The 21,555-nt window shown below is 76.8% G+C and carries 18 protein-coding genes; 11 read left to right on the plus strand and 7 right to left on the minus strand.

Features of this window, described 5'->3' with window-relative positions:
* Positions 1-236 precede the first annotated feature (236 nt).
* Genes HL054_RS04910 through HL054_RS04920 form a run of 3 tightly spaced genes read left to right on the plus strand, consistent with a single transcriptional unit; the run spans position 237 to position 4,800 of the window.
* Complete coding sequence (locus HL054_RS04910; protein ID WP_369137668.1) at positions 237-557, plus strand: DUF6504 family protein; 321 nt, start codon at positions 237-239, stop codon at positions 555-557.
* 17 nt (positions 558-574) lie between these two features.
* Complete coding sequence (locus tag HL054_RS04915; protein ID WP_369137669.1) at positions 575-1,069, plus strand: SAV_6107 family HEPN domain-containing protein; 495 nt, start codon at positions 575-577, stop codon at positions 1,067-1,069.
* On the plus strand, positions 1,066-4,800 hold the full coding sequence (locus HL054_RS04920; protein WP_369137670.1) for a DNA polymerase III subunit alpha: 3,735 nt from the start codon (positions 1,066-1,068) through the stop codon (positions 4,798-4,800). Before HL054_RS04915 ends, HL054_RS04920 begins: the two co-directional genes overlap by 4 nt.
* Positions 4,801-4,861: 61 nt before the next feature.
* Here HL054_RS04920 and HL054_RS04925 read toward each other — a convergent pair whose 3' ends face one another.
* Positions 4,862-5,068: a hypothetical protein gene (locus tag HL054_RS04925; protein ID WP_369137671.1), complete on the minus strand. Its 207-nt coding sequence runs from the start codon at positions 5,066-5,068 to the stop codon at positions 4,862-4,864.
* Between the two features lie 186 nt (positions 5,069-5,254).
* Between HL054_RS04925 and HL054_RS04930 the strand changes: the two genes are divergently transcribed.
* On the plus strand, positions 5,255-5,998 hold the full coding sequence (locus HL054_RS04930; protein WP_369137672.1) for a class I SAM-dependent methyltransferase: 744 nt from the start codon (positions 5,255-5,257) through the stop codon (positions 5,996-5,998).
* Positions 5,998-7,167, plus strand: a complete 1,170-nt coding sequence (locus HL054_RS04935) for an alkaline phosphatase family protein (protein WP_369137674.1) — start codon at positions 5,998-6,000, stop codon at positions 7,165-7,167. Before HL054_RS04930 ends, HL054_RS04935 begins: the two co-directional genes overlap by 1 nt.
* 3 nt (positions 7,168-7,170) lie before the next feature.
* Here HL054_RS04935 and HL054_RS04940 read toward each other — a convergent pair whose 3' ends face one another.
* The 3 genes from HL054_RS04940 to HL054_RS04950 are packed head-to-tail and all read right to left on the minus strand — an operon-like array spanning position 7,171 to position 9,729.
* Complete coding sequence (locus HL054_RS04940) at positions 7,171-8,166, minus strand: sucrase ferredoxin (protein ID WP_440347916.1); 996 nt, start codon at positions 8,164-8,166, stop codon at positions 7,171-7,173.
* Positions 8,135-9,466, minus strand: a complete 1,332-nt coding sequence (locus tag HL054_RS04945) for a cupin domain-containing protein (protein WP_369137676.1) — start codon at positions 9,464-9,466, stop codon at positions 8,135-8,137. The genes HL054_RS04940 and HL054_RS04945 overlap by 32 nt, the downstream gene beginning before the upstream one ends.
* A 2-nt stretch (positions 9,467-9,468) precedes the next feature.
* Positions 9,469-9,729: a BatC protein gene (locus HL054_RS04950; RefSeq protein WP_369137677.1), complete on the minus strand. Its 261-nt coding sequence runs from the start codon at positions 9,727-9,729 to the stop codon at positions 9,469-9,471.
* Between the two features lie 393 nt (positions 9,730-10,122).
* On the opposite strand from HL054_RS04950, the gene dinB reads away from it, so the two are divergent.
* Both dinB and HL054_RS04960 read left to right on the plus strand, forming a co-directional pair.
* Positions 10,123-11,334: a DNA polymerase IV gene (gene dinB / locus HL054_RS04955; protein ID WP_369137678.1), complete on the plus strand. Its 1,212-nt coding sequence runs from the start codon at positions 10,123-10,125 to the stop codon at positions 11,332-11,334.
* Positions 11,335-11,478: 144 nt separating this feature from the next.
* The gene (locus HL054_RS04960) at positions 11,479-11,919 is read left to right on the plus strand and encodes a DUF3040 domain-containing protein (protein WP_369137679.1); all 441 of its coding nucleotides are present in this window, start codon (positions 11,479-11,481) and stop codon (positions 11,917-11,919) included.
* A 204-nt stretch (positions 11,920-12,123) separates the two neighbouring features.
* On the opposite strand, the gene HL054_RS04965 is transcribed toward HL054_RS04960, so the two are convergent.
* The 3 genes from HL054_RS04965 to HL054_RS04975 are packed head-to-tail and all read right to left on the minus strand — an operon-like array spanning position 12,124 to position 16,929.
* Positions 12,124-14,463: a transglutaminase family protein gene (locus tag HL054_RS04965; protein ID WP_369137680.1), complete on the minus strand. Its 2,340-nt coding sequence runs from the start codon at positions 14,461-14,463 to the stop codon at positions 12,124-12,126.
* Positions 14,460-15,857, minus strand: a complete 1,398-nt coding sequence (locus HL054_RS04970; RefSeq protein WP_369137682.1) for a DUF58 domain-containing protein — start codon at positions 15,855-15,857, stop codon at positions 14,460-14,462. Before HL054_RS04970 ends, HL054_RS04965 begins: the two co-directional genes overlap by 4 nt.
* A 19-nt stretch (positions 15,858-15,876) precedes the next feature.
* On the minus strand, positions 15,877-16,929 hold the full coding sequence (locus HL054_RS04975) for an AAA family ATPase (protein WP_440347917.1): 1,053 nt from the start codon (positions 16,927-16,929) through the stop codon (positions 15,877-15,879).
* Positions 16,930-17,153: 224 nt separating this feature from the next.
* On the opposite strand from HL054_RS04975, the gene mraZ reads away from it, so the two are divergent.
* The 4 genes from mraZ to HL054_RS04995 all read left to right on the plus strand — a co-directional run bounded on the left by mraZ (position 17,154) and on the right by HL054_RS04995 (position 21,482).
* Positions 17,154-17,588 carry a division/cell wall cluster transcriptional repressor MraZ gene (gene mraZ, locus HL054_RS04980; RefSeq protein WP_369137683.1) on the plus strand — a complete coding sequence of 145 codons (435 nt, stop codon included), beginning with the start codon at positions 17,154-17,156 and terminating at the stop codon, positions 17,586-17,588.
* A 388-nt stretch (positions 17,589-17,976) separates the two neighbouring features.
* Positions 17,977-18,954: a 16S rRNA (cytosine(1402)-N(4))-methyltransferase RsmH gene (rsmH, locus tag HL054_RS04985; RefSeq protein WP_369137684.1), complete on the plus strand. Its 978-nt coding sequence runs from the start codon at positions 17,977-17,979 to the stop codon at positions 18,952-18,954.
* A complete protein-coding gene (locus HL054_RS04990) occupies positions 18,951-19,616 on the plus strand; it encodes a hypothetical protein (protein WP_369137685.1) in 666 nt (221 codons plus the stop codon). Before rsmH ends, HL054_RS04990 begins: the two co-directional genes overlap by 4 nt.
* Positions 19,617-19,619: 3 nt before the next feature.
* Positions 19,620-21,482, plus strand: coding sequence for a peptidoglycan D,D-transpeptidase FtsI family protein (locus HL054_RS04995; RefSeq protein WP_369137686.1), 1,863 nt, complete (start codon positions 19,620-19,622; stop codon positions 21,480-21,482).
* Positions 21,483-21,555 lie beyond the last annotated feature (73 nt).

The raw sequence follows: 21,555 nt of genomic DNA on the forward strand, positions 1-21,555 counted from the left end.
CGGCCGCGGGGTGGCCGTGCGGCCACGAGTACGCCGCCCGGGCGTGGGTGCAGTCGCTGTAACGACACGTCCACCGGCACCCCCGTGTCGGCTTGACGCCCCTGCCCCGGTCCGGTCTACTCATCGGTGTTCGAACACCTGTTCGAACACCGGTCGCACACCCGCCCGGCGCCCTCCGGGGCGCTTCCCCGCCGGGTGGTGCGCGGCCGGTGGGGGCGAGAGTGCGGGAGTCTGTCATGAGCCGGGTGCTCGTCGGGGCCGGAGGCCGCGTCGGTGAAGAGGTGCAGGTCGAGCAGGGGCCGTCGGGGCCGGCCCGGTTCTGGCGCGGGCAGACCCGCTACCTGGTGGGGGAGCTGCTCGACTCCTGGGTGGAGACCGCACCGTGGTGGCAGGGCGACGCCGGGGGCGGCGCGTCGGCGGAGCTGGTCGCCACCCGGCAGGTCTGGCGGGTGGAGGCGGTCCGCCCAGGACGGTCCCGGTCGGACTTCGCCGGGGTGTTCGACCTGTCGTGGGAGCCGACGGCCAACCAGTGGCTGCTCGTCCGGGTCCACGACTGATGGGCGCGGTCCGCGCCATGTCGTTCGACGAGCTCCCCGTCGCCGACCAGCTGCCGTTGCCCCCGCCGCTGCCGGCCCACGCCGCCCAGCTGCTCGGCCAGGCCCACCGCGGGCTGGCCGAGGCGGCCGCCTGCCCCGACGCCGGCTGGCGCTACGCCACCGCGCACCTGGCCGCGCTGCGCGGTGCGGCCGCGGTGCTGGCCGCCCGCACCCGGCCCGAGCCCGGCCGCCGCCGGCCGCGCAGCGCCTGGGTGCTCATCGGCCAGGTCGCACCCGAGCTGGCCGAGTGGGCGGCGTTCTTCGCCGCCGGCGCCGCCAAGCGGGCCGCGGCCGAGGCGGGCATCAGCCACGCGGTCACCGAGCGGGAGGCCGACGACCTGGTCCGCGACGCCGGCACGTTCCTCGGCGTCGTGGAGGGGGCGATCAGCCGCGCGGTGCCGCCCCAGCCCCCGGCCCGGCTGCGCTCGACGGACGGCGGGCGTCGCCGTCCCTCCGCGCGCCCGGGTCAGTGAGCGACCCCTTCGTCCACCTGCACGTCGCCTCGGGCTACTCGATGCGGCACGGCGCGAACCACCCGGCCGACCTCGTCGCCCGGGCCGCCGAGCACGGCATGGACGCGCTGGCGCTGACCGACCGCGACGGCCTGTACGGGGCGGTGAAGTTCGCCCTCGCCTGCCAGTCGGCCGGCATCCGGCCGCTGTTCGGGGTCGACCTCGCCGTCGACCCGGCAGCCGGCGGCGAACCGGGGGAGCCCGGCCGGGTCCGGGCCGCCGACCTGCACCGGGCCCGGCACCCGGCCGGCCGGCGGTCACCGGCCCGGGGCGGGGCCAGCGTCGACCCGCGGCTGCCGCGGGTCACCTTCCTGGCCAAGGACGGCGCCGGCTGGGCCTCGCTGTGCCGGCTGACCAGCGCCACCCACCTCGGCGGCACCCGCGGGGAGCCGGTCAGCTCGCTCCAGCTGGCCGCCGCCCACTCCACCGGGCTCCTCGCGCTGCTGGGGCCGGACTCCTCGGTGGGCCGGGCGCTCGCCGCCGGCCAGGAGGACCTGGCGCGGGCCCGGCTGGCCGCCTGGCGGTCGGTGTTCGGCGCCGGAGGGCTCGTCCTCGAGGTCGTGCACCACCGCGGCCAGGGCGACCGCTCCCGGGCGCAGGCGATGCTGCGGTTCGCCGCCGCGACCGGGGTGCCGGCGGTGCTCACCAACGCCGTGCGCTACGTCGACACCTTCGACGCGCCCACCGCCGACGTGCTCGACGCCGCCCGCCGGCTGGTGCCGCTGGGGCAGCGGCACGTCGACCGGCGCACCGCCGAGGGGTACCTCAAGTCGGGCAAGGAGATGGCCGACGTCGCCGAGGACCTGGCCGGTCCCGACCGGGACGCCGCCGCGCGGCTGCTGGCCACCACCGCCCGGGTCGCCGAGCAGTGCGCGGTCGACGTGCGGGAGGACCTGGGCATCGGCACGGTCCGCTACCCCGAGCTCGACGTGGTCACCACGCCCGCCGAGCGGGGGATGGGCCCCTCGGCGGTGCTGCGGGCGCGCTGCGAGGCCGGGTTCGGCCGGCGGGCGATGACGCCCTCGGCCGCGGTGCGGGAGCGGCTGGACGACGAGCTGTCGGTCATCGACTCCCTGGGCTACCCCTCCTACTTCCTCACCGTCGCCGACGTGGTGGGGCTGATCAAGGAGCTGCGGGTGCGGGCCGCCGCCCGGGGGTCCGGCGCGGGCAGCCTGGTCACCTACCTGCTGGGCATCTCCGACGTCGACCCGATCCGCTACGGCCTGCTGATGGAGCGGTTCCTCTCCCCGCTGCGGGTCCAGCTGCCCGACATCGACATCGACGTCGAGTCCGCCCGGCGGATGGAGGTCTACGACGCGGTGATCGACCGCTTCGGTGCGCACCGGGTCAGCTGCATCTCGATGATGGACACCTACCGGGTCCGGCACGCGATCCGCGACGTCGGCGCCGCGCTCGGGCTGCCGCCGGCCGAGGTCGACGCGATCGCCAAGGCGTTCCCGCACATCCGGGCCAACCAGGTGCACGCGGCGCTGCGCGACCTGCCGGAGCTGCGGGCCAGCCGGATGGGCTCGCAGCGGACCGGTGGCAGCGGTGACCTCGACCTGGTGTTCGACCTGGTCGCCCGGCTCGACGGGCTGCCCCGGCACATCGCACTGCACCCGTGCGGGGTGCTGCTGTCGGACGCGACGCTGCTGGACCGCACCCCGGTCGAGCTCAGCTACCTCGGCTACCCGATGAGCCAGTTCGACAAGGACGACGTCGAGGAGCTGGGGCTGCTCAAGCTGGACCTGCTGGGCATCCGGATGCAGTCGGCGATCGCGCACGCGATGGACGAGGTGGCCCGGGTCGACGGGGAGCAGGTGGAGATCGACGCCGTCCCCCGCGACGACCCGGCCACCTTCGAGCTCATCCGCAGCACCCGCACGCTCGGCATGTTCCAGATCGAGTCGCCGGGGCAGCGGGAGCTGGTCGGCAAGTTCGGTCCGAAGACCTTCGAGGACCTCATCGTCGACATCTCGCTGTTCCGGCCCGGGCCGGTCAAGAGCGACATGGTCACCCCGTTCCTGATGGCCCGGAACGGCTGGCGGGACCCGGTCTACCTGCACCCGGCGCTGCAGCCGGCGCTGGAGGAGACCGCCGGGGTGGTGGTCTTCCACGAGCAGGTGCTGCAGATCGTGTCGGTGATGACCGGCTGCGACCTGGCCAGTGCCGACGAGGTGCGCCGGGCGCTGGGGGAGAAGGACGCCCACCCCGAGGTCAAGGCCTGGTTCGCCCCGCGGGCCCTGGAGGAGGGCTTCGACGTCGCGGTGGTCGAGCAGGTGTGGGAGGTGCTGGTCGCCTTCGGCTCCTTCGGGTTCTGCAAGGCCCACGCGGCGGCGTTCGCGCTGCCCACCTACCAGTCGGCCTGGCTGAAGACCCACCACACCGCGGCGTTCCTGGCCGGGGTGCTCACCCACGACCCGGGGATGTACCCCAAGCGGCTGATCCTCGACGACGCCCGCAACTTCGGGGTGCGGGTGCTGGGGCTGGACGTCAACGCCTCGGCCGGCAGCTACCGGGTGGAACGGGTGGACGAGGCTCCCGGGGAGGAGGACGACGGCGCCCGGCCCCGGCCGGGCTGGATGCCGGCGTCGATGCCGGACCCGGGGCGGTACGGCATCCGGCTGTCGCTGGCCGACGTCAAGGGCATCACCGACGACGAGGTCGCCCGGGTGGTGGCCGGTCAGCCCTACCGCTCGCTGGCCGACTTCTGGAACCGGGCGAACGTGTCCCGGCCGGTGGTGGAGCGGCTGGTGCTGGCCGGTGGGTTCGACTCGGTCTACGGGTTCGAGGTGCGCGACAGCGAGGGCGGCCGGCCGACCCGGCACCGCCAGTCGGTCACCCGCCGCGACCTGCTGCTGCAGATCGGCGAGCTCGACCGGTGGAGCCGCAGCGGCGCCAAGGCGGCCGGCACCGGGCAGCTGGGGCTCGACCTGTTCGGCACCGAGACCGGCGACCCCGGGCTGTTCGACGCCGAGGAGGCCACCGGGGCGCCGGAGTTCGTCAGCTCCGGGCTGCCGGAGTTCACCGACGCCGAGCGGGTGCGCGCCGAGCTGGAGGTGCTCGGGCTGGACGCCAGCCGGCACGTCGTGGACTTCTACCGGCCGTTCCTGGCGGCGCTGGGCGCGGTGCCGGCGGGGGAGCTGCTGGGCTGCCGCAGCGGTGCGGAGGTGCTGGTGGCCGGGGTGAAGGTGGCCACCCAGACCCCGCCGATCCGGTCCGGCCGCCGGGTGGTGTTCGTGACCCTCGACGACGGCACCGGCTGCGCGGACTCGACCTTCTTCGAGGACGTGCAGGGGCCCTACGCCGCGACGGTGTTCCACTCCTGGCTGCTGGTGGTGCGGGGGGTGATGCGCCGCACCGGGCCGCGCGGGGTGTCGATGCGGGCCACCGGGGCGTGGGAGCTCCCGGCGCTGCACGAGGCGTGGGAGGCAGGCGGCCTGGACGCGGTCGCCGAGCTGATGGCCGCGCCCGGGGAGTACACCGAGCAGGCGATCGCCGGGGCGGCAGCGTCCCACGGGCCGCGGCCGGTGGTGGTCCGGCCGGTGCTGGTGCACCCCACCGGGTTCCGGATGTCGCCCTACGCGGACATCAAGCCGGCCGGGGACGACGCCGCGACCGCGGTGCGCAAGGCGGCCTCGGCCCCGCCGCGGAAGCTGTGGCACTCCAGCCCCGGCAGCTCCGGCCACTGAAGAAGGACCCTGCTGCCCCCCACGCCTCGCAAGCTCGGCGCGGGACCCTGCAGCAGGGCCGTTACACCGGGGCGAAGGCGACGAGGAGGCGCCAGCGGTCGCCGTCGGCGCGGTGCACCTGGAAGTCCCGGCGGCCGCCGAAGCGGGGTTCGGGTCGGGGGTGGTCCAGGGCCCGCGCCCGACCGAAGGCGGTGGCCTCCTCGTCGCAGGCGGCGGTGAAGACGTCGGTCGGGTGCCCGTACCCGTCCATCAGTCGGTAGCTCGGCATGGCCGGGAACGTAGGGCCGCCGTTCGCACACCATGCGGCAGGCGCACGAACTCGCGGCCTCCTGCGCACCAACAGCAGCCCCCCGCCCCACCCGTCCCGGACCGGGCCGGCGGCCGCGGCCCCACCCGGTGCGCCGTCCCACCGGGTGGGAAGCGCCCGGACGGGGGCGCCACTAGGCTCCGACGGGTGCCCGTGACCGACCCCGCCGCCCTCGCGCAGCCCCCTGCCCGGACGGCGGCGATCTGGGCCGCCCTCGACCCGGTGGCCACCGCCGGCACCCCGCTGCAGGTGCTCGACGTCGGCGGCGGCAGCGGGATGTTCGCCGTCCCGCTGGCCCAGCTCGGCCACCAGGTCACCGTCGTCGACCCCAGCGCCGACGCCCTCGCCACCCTGCACCGCCGGGCCGCCACCGCCGGCGCCGGCGAACGGGTCCGCGGCGTCCAGGGCGACGGCGACCGGATGCTCACCGTGCTGCCCGACGGCGAGCGCTACGACCTGGTGCTCTGCCACTTCGTCCTCGAGGTCGTCGACGACCCGGCCAGCACCCTGCAGCAGATCGCCGGCGTGCTGCGGCCCGGCGGGCAGCTGTCCACCGCCTCGGCCAACCGGGCCGGCGCCGTGCTGGCCCGCGCCGTCGGCGGCCACCCGGTCGAGGCCCGCGCCCTGCTCACCGGCCAGGACCCGGCGCCCGCGCGCGGCGGCCCGGCCCGCCGCCGGTTCAGCCCCGACGAGCTGCTGGCGCTGCTGACCGGCGCCGGCCTCCAGCCCGGGGAGTGGCGGGGCGTCTCCGTCGTCACCGACCTGCTCGGCGCCTCGACCGGGGCCGACGCCGACGCGCTGCGCGCCCTGGAACTCGCGCTGGCCAGCACCTCGCCCTACCGCGACGTGGCGACCGCGCTGCACGTGCTGGCCACCCGTCCCGCTGCCTGATGGAGCTGCCCGACGACCTGGCGGTCCCGAGCTACGGCGCGAACACCCTCGCCGACGTGCTGCCCAGCGTCGCGACCGCCCTCGGGGTGCCGGTCCGCCGCGGCGACCTCCCCGTCGACCCGCTGGACCTCACCCCCGCCCTGGGCGGCGCCCGCCGGGTCGCGGTCCTGCTGGTCGACGGGCTGGGGGCGGAGCTGCTGGCCGCGCACCCCGACGAGGCGCCGGTGCTCAGCGCGCTGGGCACCCCGGCCGGGGTGCTGTCCGCGCCCTGCCCGAGCACCACCCCGGTCAGCCTCACCACCCTGGGCACCGGCCTGCCGCCGGGCAGCCACGGCGTGCTCGGCTTCGTCACCGAGGTGCCCGGTGAGGACCGCACGCTCAACCACGTCCAGTGGCGCGACGACCCCGACCCCCGGCAGTGGCAGGCCCAGCAGACCGTCTTCGAGCAGGCCACCGCGCACGGGGTCACCTGCACCGCGGTCGGCCCGCACAGCTTCGCCCGCTCCGGCCTGACCGCAGCCGCCTACCGCGGCGCCGACTACGCGAACGCCTACAGCCCCGGCGACCTGGTGGCCGTGGTGCACGCGGCGCTGGCCACCGGCGACCGCAGCCTGGTCTACGGCTACACCGCCGACCTCGACCTCACCGGGCACGTCCGCGGGGTCGACTCGGCCAGCTGGCGGCACCAGCTCGGCGTCGTCGACCGGATGGTCGAGCAGCTCGCCGCCGGGCTCCCCGACGACGCCGTCCTGCTGGTCACCGCCGACCACGGGATGGTCGACGTCCCCGCCGCCACCCGGCTCGACATCGGCGAGGAGCCGGGGCTGACCGACGGCGTCCGGCTGCTCACCGGCGAGCCGCGGGCCCGCTACGTGCACACCGATCCCGGCGCCGCCGACGACGTGCTGGCCACCTGGCGCGCCGTCCTCGGCCACCGCGCCTGGGTGGCCGGCCGGGACGAGGCCATCGAGCGCGGCCTGTTCGGCGACGTGCGTGAGTCCGTCGCCGACCGGATCGGTGACGTCGTCGCGCTGGCCCGGGGCAGCTGGGCGTTCACCGACGTCGCCACCGAGCCGCACAGCTCGCTGCTCGCGGCCTTCCACGGTTCGCTCACCTCCGCGGAGCTGGCCATCCCGCTGCTCGCCGCCCGCGGCCGCGCGCTCCGCTAGCGGTCAGGCCGGCGCGGCGACCTGCAGCGCCAGCGGGTGCCAGGTGCGCCAGTGGCCCGGGTTCGGGGCCGCGCAGGTGAGCCGGTGCGCCGCAGCGGACAGCCGGCTCTCCACGGTCACCGTCACGTCGCCGTCCGGCGCGGCGAGGGTGACGTCGAACCGGTCGGTGCCCGGCGCCGGGGCCGGCAGCGCCCGCACCCGCCGCGGCGGCAGGTCGTGCACCCCAAGCAACCCCAGCTCGGTGCGCGCGTGGTGCTGGGCGGCCTGCGCGGCCGGCACCAGCCCGGCCCGGCCGCGCAGCCACGGCAGCGCCACCTGGCCGGCGGCGTGCGCGGCGAGCAGCTCGCCGCCGCCCTCGGGCACCTGCCCGTAGACGAACCCCCAGGGCAGGACGACGACGTTCGCGGCGAACCGGTCGCCGCCGAGGTGGCTGGTCTCCCAGACGTCGGCGGCGCCCAGCGCGCGGGCGAGCGGCCGGCCGCGGACGGCGCAGCAGGCGTCGTGCGCGCCGTGCGTGCAGACCAGGTAGGTGGGCGCGGTCGAGGGCGTGCCCACCGAGCCGTCCCACGGCAGGTCGAGCAGGTCCGCGTCGCTCTCCCGGGTCGACCACCAGGTCGTCTCCACGCCCGGGGTGGTGTCGGCGACCCCCCAGCGGCGGCCGGAGTCGGCCAGCCGGTCGCCGGCCCGCCGCACCAGCTGGATCCGGACGCCCAGCTCCCGGGCGCGTGCGGCCAGCCGGGAGGCCACCCGGCGGTCGAAGCGGGACTCCAGCAGCGCGTCGCGCCCCCAGGGCCCGGGTTGCTCGACCAGCAGCCAGCGACGGGCCGGCGGAGCCGTCGCCACCGGGGAGTCACCGCGCAGCAGCGCCTGCACCGAGCAGCGGGCGTCATCGAGCCGGCCGGCGGGGGAGCTGCGGGACGCCGGCGTCACCGGCTCCTGGCAGGACTCCGGGTCGGCGCCGGTCGGCTCAGGCCCCACCGGTGTCGCCACGGCCCCCATGGTGCCCCCCGGCCCCACCGGGCCGGGCGTCGGGGACGACCGCGATCGCCTCGGTCACCAGCCGCCGGGCCAGGGTGAGCTGGTCCCCGGCGTCCAGCCCGGGCAGGTCGCCCACCTTCAGCTCGCCGGCGGCGAGCAGGGCGGCCAGCGCCGGGTGGGTGTCGGCCGGCAGGTCGTGCGTCCGCCGTCCGGCGACGAGGGCGACCCGGTCGCCGGCCGGCGCGCGCAGCTGCGCGCGCAGCAGCGGGCGCACCCGCAGGACGGTGTCGGCGGTGAGCGCGGCGGCCGCGGCGGACTGCGCCAGCGGGGCGACCGGGGCCGGCCGCACCTGGCCCCAGGTGCGGGCCCGCAGAGCGTCGGCGACCGCGGCCGGGTCGACGTCGGCCAGCCAGCGCTGCAGCCCGGAGAGCACCGCGGCGACGTCCTCGGTCGTGGCGTCGGGGTCGGCGAGGTCGACGCCCAGCGGCAGGGAGCCGCGCAGCGAGGGGTCGTCGGCGGCCAGTGTGCGGACCAGGTCCAGCGCGGACTCGACGGCACCCCAGCGGGTCACCGAGTGCACGCCGACGGTCAGGTGGGCGCTGATCTCGCCCAGCGCGACCGCCGAGTGGATGTAGCCGCGCGGCAGGTAGAGGGCGTCGCCGGGGCGCAGCACGGTGTCGATCACCGGCGCGCGCTCGGCAGCAGCGGCCACCTCGGCGGCCCGGTCGGTCCACGGGTGGGTGCGCAGCGGGTCGGCGAGCACCGGCTCGTGGATGGTCCAGTGCTTCTCGCCGGCGACCTGCAGCACGAAGACGTCGTGCACGTCGTAGTGCGGGGAGAAGCCGCGCGAGGACGGCGGCGTGACGTAGGCGTTGACCTGGGTGGGGTGCCCGAGGTCGGCGGCGAGCTGGCCGGCGAAGTCGATCAGCGGCGGCCACAGCCGGTGCAGGCCCTGCAGGACGACGGTGCTGCCCTCGGCGAACAGCCGGAGCACCGCGTCGGAGGAGACCTGGTCGGCGACCTCCGCGCCGGCTCCCTGCGGGCTGGTGAAGCGCTTCGCGTCGACGACGGCGCCGTCCTTGGCGATCCGCAGGAAGGGCGTCCGCAGGCCGCGCCTGCTCAGCAGCTCGTCGACGGCGTCCAGGTCGAGCAGGTCGGTGAAGGTGCCACCGAGCTCCTCGGCGGTGGACAGCAGCGGCCGGCGCGACCAGTGCTCGGTGGCGAAGACGTCCGGGTCGACCCGGACGCAGCGGCGCAGCGCGGGGCGGGCGCCGCCCTCCGAGGAGGACGGCGCCCGGTCCCGCAGGTCGCGGTCGGACACGCTCAGGCCGAGCCGTCCGCGCCGCCGTCGTGCTGCCCCGGGGTGCCGCCACCGGCGCCGGAGTCGAGCGGGCCCTCGGCGCCGCCGTCCGCACCGCCGTCTGCGCCACCATCGGCACCGCCATCGGCACCGCCATCGGCACCGCCGTCCGCGCCACCATCGGCACCGCCGTCAGCGCCGCCGTCGTGCTGGCCCGGGGTGCCCTCGGCACCGCCGTCGGCGGGACCCTCCGTGCTGGTCATGTCGTCGTCGTCGAGCGCCATGGCTCCTCCGATCGTCAGGGGTCGTGACCGCCGGACGGCGACCACCCACGGCAGTTCTACCGCGATGATCGACTTCGCACACCTCGACGTCGCGCACCGCCCGGTTGCGCACAACCCGATGCAGCAGGGGCGCGGGAGATGACCACGTCGGCAGCGTCTCCGTCCCCCGCGGTACCGGCCGAGGACGCCGTCGCGCGGTGCCGCCGACGCGTTCCCGGGCGCTGCTCGACGGCGGCTGGTCGCCCCCGCTGCCGGGTGTCGGGTGCCGGGGATGTGCTCGCCCGGTCACGAGGTGGTCTCGGCACGGACTCGAGCGCCTGGCGGTGCGCCTCGACGGGGGAGGACCGGCTAACCTCTCGAACAGGTGTTCGACACAAGAGGTGGGGGTGGACGGTGTCCGATCGCGCCACCGGTTGCACGGTGCTGCACGTCGACATGGACGCCTTCTTCGCCAGCGTCGAGGTCCGCCGGCACCCGGAGCTGGCCGGCACGCCGGTCATCATCGGCGGGGTGGGCAACCGCGGCGTCGTCACCTCGGCCACCTACGAGGCCCGCCGGTACGGGGTGCACAGCGCCATGCCGACCTCCCGGGCGCTGCGGCTGTGCCCCACGGCGACCGTGCTGCCGGGCGACCTGGGCCTCTACACCGAGGTCTCCCGCTCGGTGATGGCGCTGTTCCGCACGATCACCCCGTTGGTCGAGCCGCTGAGCCTGGACGAGGCGTTCCTCGACGTCTCCGGCTCCGGGCGCCGGCTGGGCGACCCGGTGGCGATCGGGGAGTACATCCGGGCGCGGGTCTTCGACGAGCAGGGCATCACCTGCTCGGTCGGGGTGGCCGGCAGCAAGTTCGTCGCCAAGCTCGCCTCCACCCGGTCCAAGCCCGACGGGCTGCTGGTGGTGCGCCCGGCCGAGGTCATGGACTTCCTGCACCCGCTGCCGGTCGGCGCCCTGTGGGGCGTGGGCGCCAAGACCGAGGAGGTGCTGCTCCGGCTCGGGCTGCGCACGGTCGGCGACCTCGCGCACGTGCCGGCCCGCACCCTGCAGCGGGCGGTCGGGCAGGCCGCGGGCGCGCACCTGCACGAGCTGGCCTGGGGCCGCGACCCCCGCCGGGTGGTGCCCGACGAGCCGGACCGCTCCACCGGCGCGGAGGAGACCTTCGGCACCGACGTCGACGACCCCGCCGTCATCCACCGGGAGCTGCTGCACCTGGCCGAGCGGACGGCGGGACGGCTGCGCTCCACGGGCCACCTGACCCGCACGGTGAGCATCAAGGTGAGGTTCGCCGACTTCACCACGATCACCCGCTCGCGCACGCTCAAGGTGCCCACCGACGTGGGCCAGGAGCTGTACGACACGGCCCGCGCGCTCTACGACGCGCTGGGCCTGGACCGGGCCCGGATCCGGCTGGTGGGGGTCCGCGCGGAGGGGCTGGTGGAGGCCGGGAGCACCGCCCGGCAGCTCGAACTGGGTGCCCGCGAGCACGGCCGGCGGGACGCCGAACTGGCCGCGGACCGCGCTGCCCGGCGGTTCGGGGCCGGCGCGGTCCGGCCGGCGACGCTGATCGGCCGGACGCACCGGCCGGGCGGCCGGCGACCCGCCGGGTGAACACCTCGCTGACCTGCGGTGACGCCAGGACAGCCGGCGGTGTGTCCATGCCGACAGCCCGGAGGGGTGTGTCGATGGAGACTCGCCTTTCGCAGCCTGCAATCGGCTCGTATCCTCGGTGTCACTGCGGGCGGACTGCCGCCGGTGGCTTGTAGCACTGCGCACCTGGAGGTCGACGTGCCGCTCTCCGAGCACGAGCAGCGTCTGCTGGAGCAGATCGAGCGTGCCCTCGTCGACGACGACCCGAAGTTCGCTTCGACCGTACGTACCGGCGACCGACGCCAGAAGGCCCGCCGGAAGGTGCAGGTGGGCATCGGGCTGGTCGTCGTGGGTCTGGCGATCGTCCTCGGCGGGGCCGTCCTGCCCCAGGTCCTGGTCGGCGTCGCCGGCTTCCTGGTGGCCTTCGGCGGTGCCGCCCTCGTCGTCCTGAACTACAAGAACGCGACCGGCGCCGTCGAGGCCGGTGCTCCCGCTGCCGGTCCGGCCGGGCGTCCCGGTCGCGGCGGCAAGGGCAGCAGCCGGGCCCGCCGCCAGCCGCTGAAGAACCGGCTCGAGGAGCGCTTCCGCCGCCGCTACGACCAGTAGCCGGTCCTCGCACCCCACCAGCAGCCGCCGTCCCCCGGGACGGCGGCTGCTGCCGTCTCGGGCCGCCCCGTCGGCGCAGACCCACGCTCGGCGCCGTGCAGGGGCGACCCGGCGTCCCGCTCCTGCGGTGTCCTGCCTGCTCCTGCGGTGCTGCAGCACCGCAGGAGCAGGTACAGCACCGCGACAGTCCCGCGGCGCCCTGCGTCAGGCGGCGCGCAGGGAGCGGGGGGTGTGGGCGGTGACCCACCGGCCGGCCTCGGCCAGCGTGGACGCCGGCCAGACCGCCGCCCGCAGCCGCTGCCCGCGGGACGCCTGGCGGAGCAGCGCCCGCCGCACGGTCCGCAGCGCCGTCGCCGCCGCCGGGTCCGGGCCGGACGCGGTCGGCGGGCCGTAGACGGCCCGCTCCTGGGCCAGGGCGAGCGTCCGCACCGCGGTGACCGCCGCCGGCTCCGCGCCGCTGAGCTGCTCGGCGAGCTGCCGCGCCAGCTGCCGGGCGGTGGTGGTCCCGGGCACGCTGATGCCCAGGTCGGTGGCGGTGGCCAGCAGCTCGGCCCACAGCTCGCCGGGCGTCCCGTCGGCCAGCCGGCGCCGGGCGGCGCGGCGGCGGACCGCCGCCGGCACCGCGGCCAGCGCGAGCACCAGCACGGTCAGCCCACCGCCGGCCACCCACGGCAGCGGCGAGGGGTCGTCGGCCAGCGCGTCGGTGTCCAGCGGGATGAACTGGTCGTCCCGGTCGAGCTCGGCGGTCGGGCCGGAGGGCAGCGGCAGCTCCGCACCCGGCGCCGTCGGCTCGGCCACGGTGCCACCGGTGGTGGCGTCGACCCGGGGCGCCCAGGGCAGCTCGACGGCGCGGTCGCGGGGGATCGGGGTCGGGTCGAAGGGGACCCAGCCGATGCCGGCGAACCACACCTCGACCCAGGCGTGCGCGTCGTCGGTGGTGACGACCCGGGTCCCGCCGTCGAGCTCCTGGCCGGGGGTGTACCCGAGCACCACCCGGGCCGGGACGCCGGCCGCCCGCACCAGCACCGCCATCGCCCCGGCGTACTGCTCGCAGTAGCCGCGCTTGAGCTCGAGGAAGTCGGCCAGGTCGTCGCCGCTGGTGCCGGGGGTCGTCGAGAGGCTGTAGACGAAGTCGTTGGCCGGGTCGGTGAAGTGGTCGAGGACCGCCCGCACCCGGTCGTAGGGGGTCTGCGCGCCGGCGGTCAGCGAGGTCGCGAGCTCGCGGACGGACGGGGCCAGCTCGGGCAGCTCGGTGTACCGCCGGGCGTCGTCGCCGACGCCCAGCTCCGGCGAGGCCGCCAGGTCGGCCACCGAGGGCTGCGGCTGCTCGGCGACGACCTCGTAGACGATCTCCTCGGTGGTCGCGTCGCGGCCGAAGACCGTGCTGCCGGCCCGGTCGAAGCGCCAGTCGTCGTCGTCGGCGTCGCGCACCTCGATCCGCTGCGGCGAGTAGGGGACCGGCAGGAACTGGTCGTCGTGCTCCAGCACGGTGATCTCCTCGCGCACCTGCCGGCTGGCGGTCCGCTCGGGCAGCGGCGCCAGGGCGTCCGCGGTGACGATCGACTGCTGGCCGTCCAGGTTGGTCAGGTGCCAGCCGCCCGCGTCGTACTCGTCCAGGGCCACCGACCGCAGGTAACCGGGGTCGTCGACCGACGCCCGCACCGACAGCAGGTCGACCGGCTCGGGCAGCGTGAGCTGGCCGGTCATCTCGGCGACCGGGTCGATCGAGGCGCCCACGCCGTCGCCGGTGCCCGACCCGCCCAGCCCGCTGGCCAGCGACCCCTCCGCCAGCGTGGGCACGAACAGCGGCAGCACCAGTCCGGCCACCACGGCCACCGCTCCGGTGCGCAACGCGGGCAGGGTGGCGGTGCCCAGCGGTGAGCCGCTGCCGCCCCGCGCGTCGCCCACCAGCCGGCCGCGCTGGTCGGCCCACAGCAGGACGGCGAAACCGGCGGCCGGGGCGGCGAACGAGACCAGGGCCATGCTGCCGGTGACCGTGCTGACCGGGACGCAGTACAGGACCAGCAGCCCCAGCCCGCCCAGCGCCGGCTGCCGGGCCGGGACGGCGAGCAGGTCGACGGCCAGGGCGACCAGGGCCACGAACAGCGTGGTCAGCGCCACCAGCCCGGTCAGCGGCAGCGCCGGGGTGGCCTGCTCGCGGATCTCCGCGGCGCCGTCCCCGAACAGCGCCACCAGGTCGGCGACGGCGCCCGGGGTGGGCACCAGCCCGGCCCACAGGCGCTCGGGGGTGAAGACCCGGGTGAGGACGGTCAGCACCACCAGCAGCTGGCCGACCGGGATCAGGGCCCGGACGGCGCCGGACGCGGCACCGGGGACCCGGCGGTCGGCGAGGGCGGCGAGCCCGGCCCGCAGCGCGATCCCCGACAGCGTCACCGCCGCGACGACGACCACCACCGAGGGGATCCAGGAGCGGGCGGCGAAGACCGGGTCCAGGGCGAGGGCACCCAGCAGGACGGCGACCCCGGCGGCGGCCGCGGTCCCGGTACGGCCCGGCACGGCGCGGGGCAGGTCGGGAGCGGTCATGCCGGCACCTGCCCGCCGACGCTGCCGGCCGCGCTGACCGCCGGTGCCCCGTAGGTCGCCGCGCTGGGCAGCGGCCCGCCCAGCTGGTCCCACACCTGGTCGACGGACTGGTCCGGGCGGACGGCGACGACCTGCCAACCGGCGCTGCGGAACAGGTCGACGGCCTGCTGCTGGCGGGAGACCAGCTCCGCGCGCGCGGCCGGGGCCAGCGGCCGGCGCCCCCGGCCGGCCCCGGCGTCCAGCCAGGCCGCGGCGTCGACCAGCACGGCGACGTCGGTGCCCGGCCCGGAGCGGGCCCGCACCAGGGCGTGCACGTCGTCCGGGCCGAGGAGGCCGAGCAGGCAGATCGCCGGCCCGTCGACCCCGGCCCGGCGCAGCGCCTCGGCACCGGCCTGCAGCCCGGCGTGCCGGGAGCCGCCCAGCTCGGCCAGTCGCTCGAGCAGCTCCTCCGGGCCCAGCGGCCCGCGGCCCAGGGACGGCGTCAGCTCCCCGCCCTCGGTGACCACCCGCAGCCCGGCGCCCCGCCGCAGCAGGTGCACACCGATGCTCGCCGCCGCCTCCACGCCCCACTCCAGGGTGTCCGGCGGCGCGGCGGGGTCGCCGGCCGGACCGGTCACCCGGCCGCCGGTGAGGTGCGCGGGCAGCCGGGCGTCGAGGAAGAGGGTGGCCGCGGCGCGCCAGGGCCGTTCCTCCAGCCGCACCATCAGCTCACCGGTGCGGGCGGTGGCCCGCCAGTGCACCAGCCGGAGGTCGTCGCCGTAGCGGTACTCGCGGGTGCTGACGTCGTCCTCGCCGTGCACCGCGATGGACCGGCGGGCACCCTCGCCGCCGTTGCCGCCCGCCCCGGCGAGCGCGCCGCTGCCCTGCAGCGGCCGTACCCGCGGGGTGACCAGCAGGGTGGCGGTGTCGCTGCCGGCGGCGGTGCGCAGCACCAGGCCGAACGGGTCGACCAGCCGCAGCCGCACCGGGCCGAGGGAGAACCGGCCGCGCCGGCCGCCGTGCAGGCGGTACCGCAGCGGTGCGGTGGCGCCGCTGGCCAGCCGCTCCACCACGAACCGCGGCCGGGCCGCGAGCTCGGCCGGCAGCTGCTCGGTGAGCACCCACAGGCCACCGGTCCGCCGGTCGGTGTTGGCCACCTCCAGCAGCACGTCGGCGTCCTCGCCGCGGGGCAGCCGGGCCGGGGTGACGGTGCGGCGGGTGGCGATCCGGAACCGCTGCCGGGCCACCCCGACGGCGGACAGCACCGGCAGGGTGAGCACGAACACGGCCACCTGCACCAGCGCCCGCTCGCCGAGCAGCGCGCCGAGCAGGCCGAGGGTGACCCCGGCGGCCACCAGGCAGCGGCCGCGCGGGGTCAGGCTGGAGGCGGCGTCGGCGATCCGGGTGCGGGCCATCGTCGGGGTGCGGCGCGGGTCAGCGGGTGCGCTGGACCGGGACCGTCGCCAGCAGGTCGGTCACGACCCGCTGGGTGTCCCGCCGGGCCAGCGCGGCGTCCGGGGTGAGCAGCAGGCGGTGGGCGAGCACCGGCACGGCCATCGCCTGGACGTCGTCGGGCAGCACGTGGTCGCGGCCGGCCAGGGCCGCGGTCGCCCGGGCGGCGCGCAGCAGCTGCAGCCCGGCGCGCGGCGAGGCGCCCAGCCGCAGGTCGGGGGAGCGGCGGGTGGCCTCGACCAGGGAGACGACGTACCGGCGCAGCGGCTCGGCGACGTGCAGCCGGCCCACGGCGTCGACCAGCCGGCGCACCGAGGCGGCGTCGGTGACCGGGGTCAGCGCGGTGAGCGGGTCGGTCGTGGCGCGCTCGTCGAGCATCGCCAGCTCGGCGTCGCGGTCCGGGTAGCCCATCGACACCCGCGCGGTGAACCGGTCGCGCTGGGCCTCGGGGAGGGGGTAGGTGCCCTCCATCTCCAGCGGGTTCTGCGTCGCCACCACCATGAACGGCCGGGCCAGCTCGTAGGTGACGCCGTCCACGGTGACCTGGCGCTCCTCCATGCACTCCAGCAGCGCCGACTGGGTCTTGGGGGAGGCGCGGTTGATCTCGTCGGCGACCACGATGTTGGCGAAGACGGCGCCGGGCTTGAACTCGAACGCCCGGGTCTCCTGGTCGTAGACCGCCACCCCGGTCACGTCGCTGGGCAGCAGGTCCGGGGTGAACTGGATCCGCCGCACGCTGCCGTCGATGGACCGGGCCAGCGCCTTGGCCAGCGTCGTCTTGCCCACGCCGGGCACGTCCTCGATGAGCAGGTGGCCCTCGGCCAGCAGCACGGCCAGCGCCAGCCGGACGACGTCGGGCTTGCCCTCCACGACCCGGCTGATCGCGGCGGCCAGCCGCGCACCCTCGGCGGCGACGTCCACGTCCGCGCCCGTGTGGTGGCCGGGGCCGCCGTCCAGCACGGCTCCCACCCCGGTGCCGGAGGTCGGTGCTGCGTCGGTCCCTGCGGCGTCCAGCGCAGCCGTGCTCTCCGTCACCCGGACCACGGTACGTGCTGATCGGCGGGTCGCGACGGGATCGGACCGCTGCACCGGCGGCCGGGGCTGCCTCCCGGGTGGGGCGGGGTGGGGTGGAGGGGGCGACACGACGCGGAGTGGTGTCCAGTGGGGCGCAGTGGGTTACTGTGTCGCGCAATGGGGAGGCAGGGACCACGGATGGTGCCTCGCCCGGCCACAGGAGGACAGATGTTGGGGGTGATCCGGTGTTCGTCGGCAACTACCCCCTGCGTCTCGACGAGAAGGGCCGGCTCGCCCTCCCCGTCCGCTACCGCGAGCTGGTGGCCGGCGGCATGGTGATCAAGAAGGGCCAGGAGCGCTGCATCTACGGCCTCACGATGGCCCGGGTCGCCGAGCAGAGCGCCGCCCTCAAGGCCATGGCGCCCGCCGACACCAACGTCGCCCGCATGCACGCCCGGATGAGCTTCGGCTCGATGGTCGAGGTCGAGGCGGACAAGACCGGCCGGATCACCCTCCCGGCCGCGCTCCGCGAGTACGCCGGCCTGGACCGCGACGTCGTGGTCGTCGGCGTCGACACCCGTTTCGAGATCTGGGACGCCCCGACCTGGGCGGCCTACGAGGCCGAGCAGGAAGCCGTCTACGCGGCGATGGAGAGCGAGGGGATGCCGACGCTGTCCTGACCTCCCACCCCGCCCCACCGAGGAACACCGCAGCACCGGAACGCCGCACCACCCCGGACGAGCCGACTTCCCCGCGGCTCGACCGGACCCGGGCACCGAGCCGACTTCCCCCCGGCTCGACGCCCACCGTCCGACCGCACCAGCGCTCCACCGCAGCACCGCTCCACCGCAGCACCGCTCCACCAGCCCGGCCGCCCCAGCAGGGCACCTCCTGGTACCGCTTCCCCGGCGCCAGGCGGGCCCTGCGGGGCGGCGGGCCAGGGGAGGGCCCACCCGGGCTCCACCCCGCTCCACCCGCCCCACCGCACCCCACCGCCGCCCCACCTCCCGCCCAGCCCGCCCCGGACCCCCTGGAGCGCTCCGCCCCGCGACCCCCGAGGAGCAGTCGATGAGCAGCCCCGAGCCCTCCGGGCCCGCGCTGCACGTCCCCGTCCTGCTCGACCGGGTCACCGAGCTGCTGGCACCGGCCCTCGGCGCCGACGGCGCCGTGCTCGTCGACTGCACGCTCGGCCTCGCGGGCCACTCGCTGGCGCTGCTGGGCGCCCACCCCGGGCTCCGCCTGGTCGGCCTGGACCGGGACCCCGATGCCCGCGCCGAGGCCGCCGCCCGGATCGCCGCCGCCGGGCACGCCGACCGGGCGACCCTGGTGCCGGCCGTCTTCGACGAGCTCCCCGACGTGCTGGCCGACCTCGGCATCGCGGAGGTCCAGGGCATCCTGTTCGACCTCGGCGTCTCCTCCCTCCAGCTCGACCGGCCGACCCGCGGCTTCAGCTACTCCACCGACGCCCCGCTGGACATGCGGATGGACCCCAGCGGTCCGCGCACCGCGGCCGACGTCGTGAACACCTACTCCCGCGGCGACCTCACCCGGGTGCTCAAGGTCTACGGCGAGGAGCGCTTCGCCGGCCGGATCGCCTCCGCCATCGAGCGCGAGCGGGCCCGGGAGCCGTTCACCGGCACCGCCCGGCTGGCCGAGCTGGTCCGCGACGCCATCCCCGCCGCCACCCGCCGCACCGGCGGGCACCCCGCCAAGCGGACGTTCCAGGCACTGCGCATCGAGGTCAACGACGAGCTCGGCGTGCTCGGCCGGGCCCTGCCCGCCGCCATCGAGGCCCTCGCCGTCGGTGGCCGGCTGGTCGTGATCAGCTTCCACTCCCTCGAGGACCGCATCGTGAAGCAGACCCTCGCCGCCGAGGCGGTCGACCGCACCCCGCACGGGATGCCGGTGCCGATGCCCGAGCACGCGCCGGTGCTCCGGCTGGTGACCCGGGGCGGTGAGGCACCCGGCGAGGACGAGGTCGCCCGCAACCCCCGGTCGGCGTCGGCCCGCGTCCGCGCCGCGGAGCGCATCCGGAGGGCCTCGTGAGCCAGCCCGCCCGGGCCACGTCCGCCCGGACGACGGCCCGCACCGCCACGACCCGCACCGCCACGGCCCGCACCGCCACGACCCGCACCGCCACGACCCGCACCGGCAGCACCCGGGCCACCCCCCGCACCGCCACCGCCCGCACCGCCACCGCCCGCACGGCGCCGCGGCCGGGGACCGGGCCGGTGCACGTCCCGCGGACCGGCTCGACCCGGCGCACCGGCCCGGTCGCCACCGGCCCGCAGCTCCGGCTGGTGCCCCCGGCCCGGACGACGCCCACCCGCACCCCCGCCCGAGCGGGCGCCACCGCCCGCCGGCGCGCGCCGTTCGTCGTCCTGCTGGTCGCGATGCTGGTCGCCACCACCGTCGGCCTGCTGCTGCTCAACACCGCCATCGCCGTCGACTCGCTGGAGGCCAACCAGCAGCGCGCGGCCATCGCCGAGCAGGCCGAGGAGGTCGCCCGGCTGGAGCAGCAGGTCGTCGCGGCCGACACCGCCGCCCAGCTGGCCCGGGTGGCGGCCGAGGCCGGGCTGGTCCCGGCCGGCGCCGCGGGCCACCTCGTGCTCCAGCCCGACGGCAGCTCGGTGCTGCTGGGCACCGCCGAGCCCGCGCCCGAGCCGGTGCCCGCCCCGTCCGCCGACCCGACGACCCCGGGGGACTGACCCGTGCCCCCTGCCGGCCCACCGCCGCCCTTCCGCCCCGGCGGGGCGCGGCGCACCCCTGCTCGGGCGACCGGACCGGCCGGCCGCGGCGACCAGCGGCCGCGCCGCGACCCCGGCGGCCGGCGCCGCCAGCCGCTGGGTCTCGCCTACCGCGAGCAGCGCAACCGGTGGGGGCTGCTGTTCCTCTGCGCCCTGCTGGTGGTGGTCGTCGGCCGGCTCGTCGTGCTGCAGGGCGTCGACGGCGCGGCCTACGCCCAGGCCGCCACCGACGACCGGATGGCCGAGTACCCGATCGAGGCCGTCCGCGGCCAGATCACCGACCGCAACGGCCAGGTGCTGGCGTACTCCGTCGGCGCGGAGCGGGTCGTCGCCGACCCGGCCGTGGTCGCCGACCCCACCCGGACGGCGCTGGCGCTCACCACGCTGCTGGACGTCCCGGCCGCCGAGCTGACCGAGAAGCTGTCCCGCGACTCCCGCTACGTCGTGCTCGCCCGGCACGTGTCGACCGACGTCACCGAGCAGGTCCGCGAGCTGCCGCTGGACACCCGGACCGGGCTGGTGTTCGAGGACGACCCGGTGCGGCTCTACCCGGCCGGCGCGGTCGGCGGCCAGGTCGTCGGGTTCGTCGGCAGCGACGGCGACGGGCTGGCCGGCATCGAGCAGACCCAGGAGGACGTGCTGGCCGGCGTCGACGGGGAGAAGCGGGTCGAGGTCGACAACAGCGGCAACGAGATCCCCTCCGGCATCGACGCGACGACCCCGGCCGTCGACGGCGGCTCGGTCCAGCTGACCCTCGACGAGGACCTGCAGTACGTCGTCCAGCAGCGGCTGGACACCGCGTGCTCCGACGGGGCCACCACCTCGGCCTCGGCCGTGGCGCTCGACGTGCACACCGGCGAGGTCGCCGCGATGGCCTCCTGCCCGGGCTACGACCCCGGCCGGTACAACGACACCGACCCGGACCTGCTGGGCAACCCGGTGGTGTCCGACGTCTACGAGCCCGGCTCGGTGATGAAGGCGGTGACCCTGGCCGCCGCCATCGAGGAGGGCGCGGCCACCAAGGACACCGTGCTCACCGTCGACGGGCACATCCAGGCCGGTGACGCCGTCGTCACCGACGCCCACGACCACGAGCCGATCGACTTCACCGTCACCGGCATCCTCGCCCAGTCCAGCAACGTCGGGTCGATCATGCTGGCCCGCGAGGTCGGCGACGCGACGCTGGAGCGGTACCTGCGCGCCTTCGGCCTCGGCTCCCGGACCGGCATCGAGCTGCCCGGCGAGAGCGCGGGCATCCTCGAGGACTCCGCCGACTGGACCGAGAGCCGCGCGGCCAACGTCCCGATCGGGCAGGGCATCTCGGTGACCACCCTGCAGATGGCGTCGGTCTACCAGACGCTGGCCAACGGCGGCGTCCGCGTCCCGCCGCGGGTGGTCTCCTCGGTGACCGCGGCCGACGGCACCGTCACCGACGCGCCCCGGCCCGAGGGCACCCGGGTGGTCAGCGAGGACACCGCCGACCAGCTGACCTACATGCTCGAGGCCGTCGTCGGCAAGGGCGGCACCGCCCCGCTCGGCGAGGTCGACGGGTTCCGGGTGGTCGGCAAGACCGGCACCGCGCAGCGCGCCAACCCCGACTGCAGCTGCTACACCGGCGGCGGCTACTTCACCACCTTCGTCGGCTACGCCCCGGCCGACGACCCGCAGTACGTGGTGGCCGTCGACCTCGAGCGCCCGACCAGCTCGGCCGAGGGCGGCCAGGTCGCCGCCCCGGTGTTCGCCGACGTCATGCGGTACGCCCTGACCGCCGGCGGCGTCGTCCCCTCCGGCACCCCCCGCCCGGACTTCACCCTCCGCGTCGACTGACCGCCCGGCCGGGCACCGACACGAGGACGATCCGATGATCATCGGACCGGCGGGAGGCCGCCGGTAGATTGGA

The sequence above is a fragment of the Modestobacter versicolor genome (assembly GCF_041028285.1).
Lineage (GTDB): Bacteria > Actinomycetota > Actinomycetes > Mycobacteriales > Geodermatophilaceae > Modestobacter > Modestobacter versicolor_A.

Excerpts from the sequence above, each read along its gene's own strand:
- HL054_RS04950 (WP_369137677.1), bottom strand. The coding sequence starts at position 9,729 with ATGGCGCTCGACGACGACGACATGACCAGCACGGAGGGTCCCGCCGAC.
- rsmH (WP_369137684.1), top strand. The coding sequence starts at position 17,977 with ATGAGCAGCCCCGAGCCCTCCGGGCCCGCGCTGCACGTCCCCGTCCTG.
- HL054_RS04910 (WP_369137668.1), top strand. The coding sequence starts at position 237 with ATGAGCCGGGTGCTCGTCGGGGCCGGAGGCCGCGTCGGTGAAGAGGTG.
- HL054_RS04970 (WP_369137682.1), bottom strand. The coding sequence starts at position 15,857 with ATGGCCCGCACCCGGATCGCCGACGCCGCCTCCAGCCTGACCCCGCGC.
- HL054_RS04935 (WP_369137674.1), top strand. The coding sequence starts at position 5,998 with ATGGAGCTGCCCGACGACCTGGCGGTCCCGAGCTACGGCGCGAACACC.
- HL054_RS04965 (WP_369137680.1), bottom strand. The coding sequence starts at position 14,463 with ATGACCGCTCCCGACCTGCCCCGCGCCGTGCCGGGCCGTACCGGGACC.
- HL054_RS04915 (WP_369137669.1), top strand. The coding sequence starts at position 575 with ATGTCGTTCGACGAGCTCCCCGTCGCCGACCAGCTGCCGTTGCCCCCG.
- HL054_RS04925 (WP_369137671.1), bottom strand. The coding sequence starts at position 5,068 with ATGCCGAGCTACCGACTGATGGACGGGTACGGGCACCCGACCGACGTC.
- HL054_RS04940 (WP_440347916.1), bottom strand. The coding sequence starts at position 8,166 with ATGGGGGCCGTGGCGACACCGGTGGGGCCTGAGCCGACCGGCGCCGAC.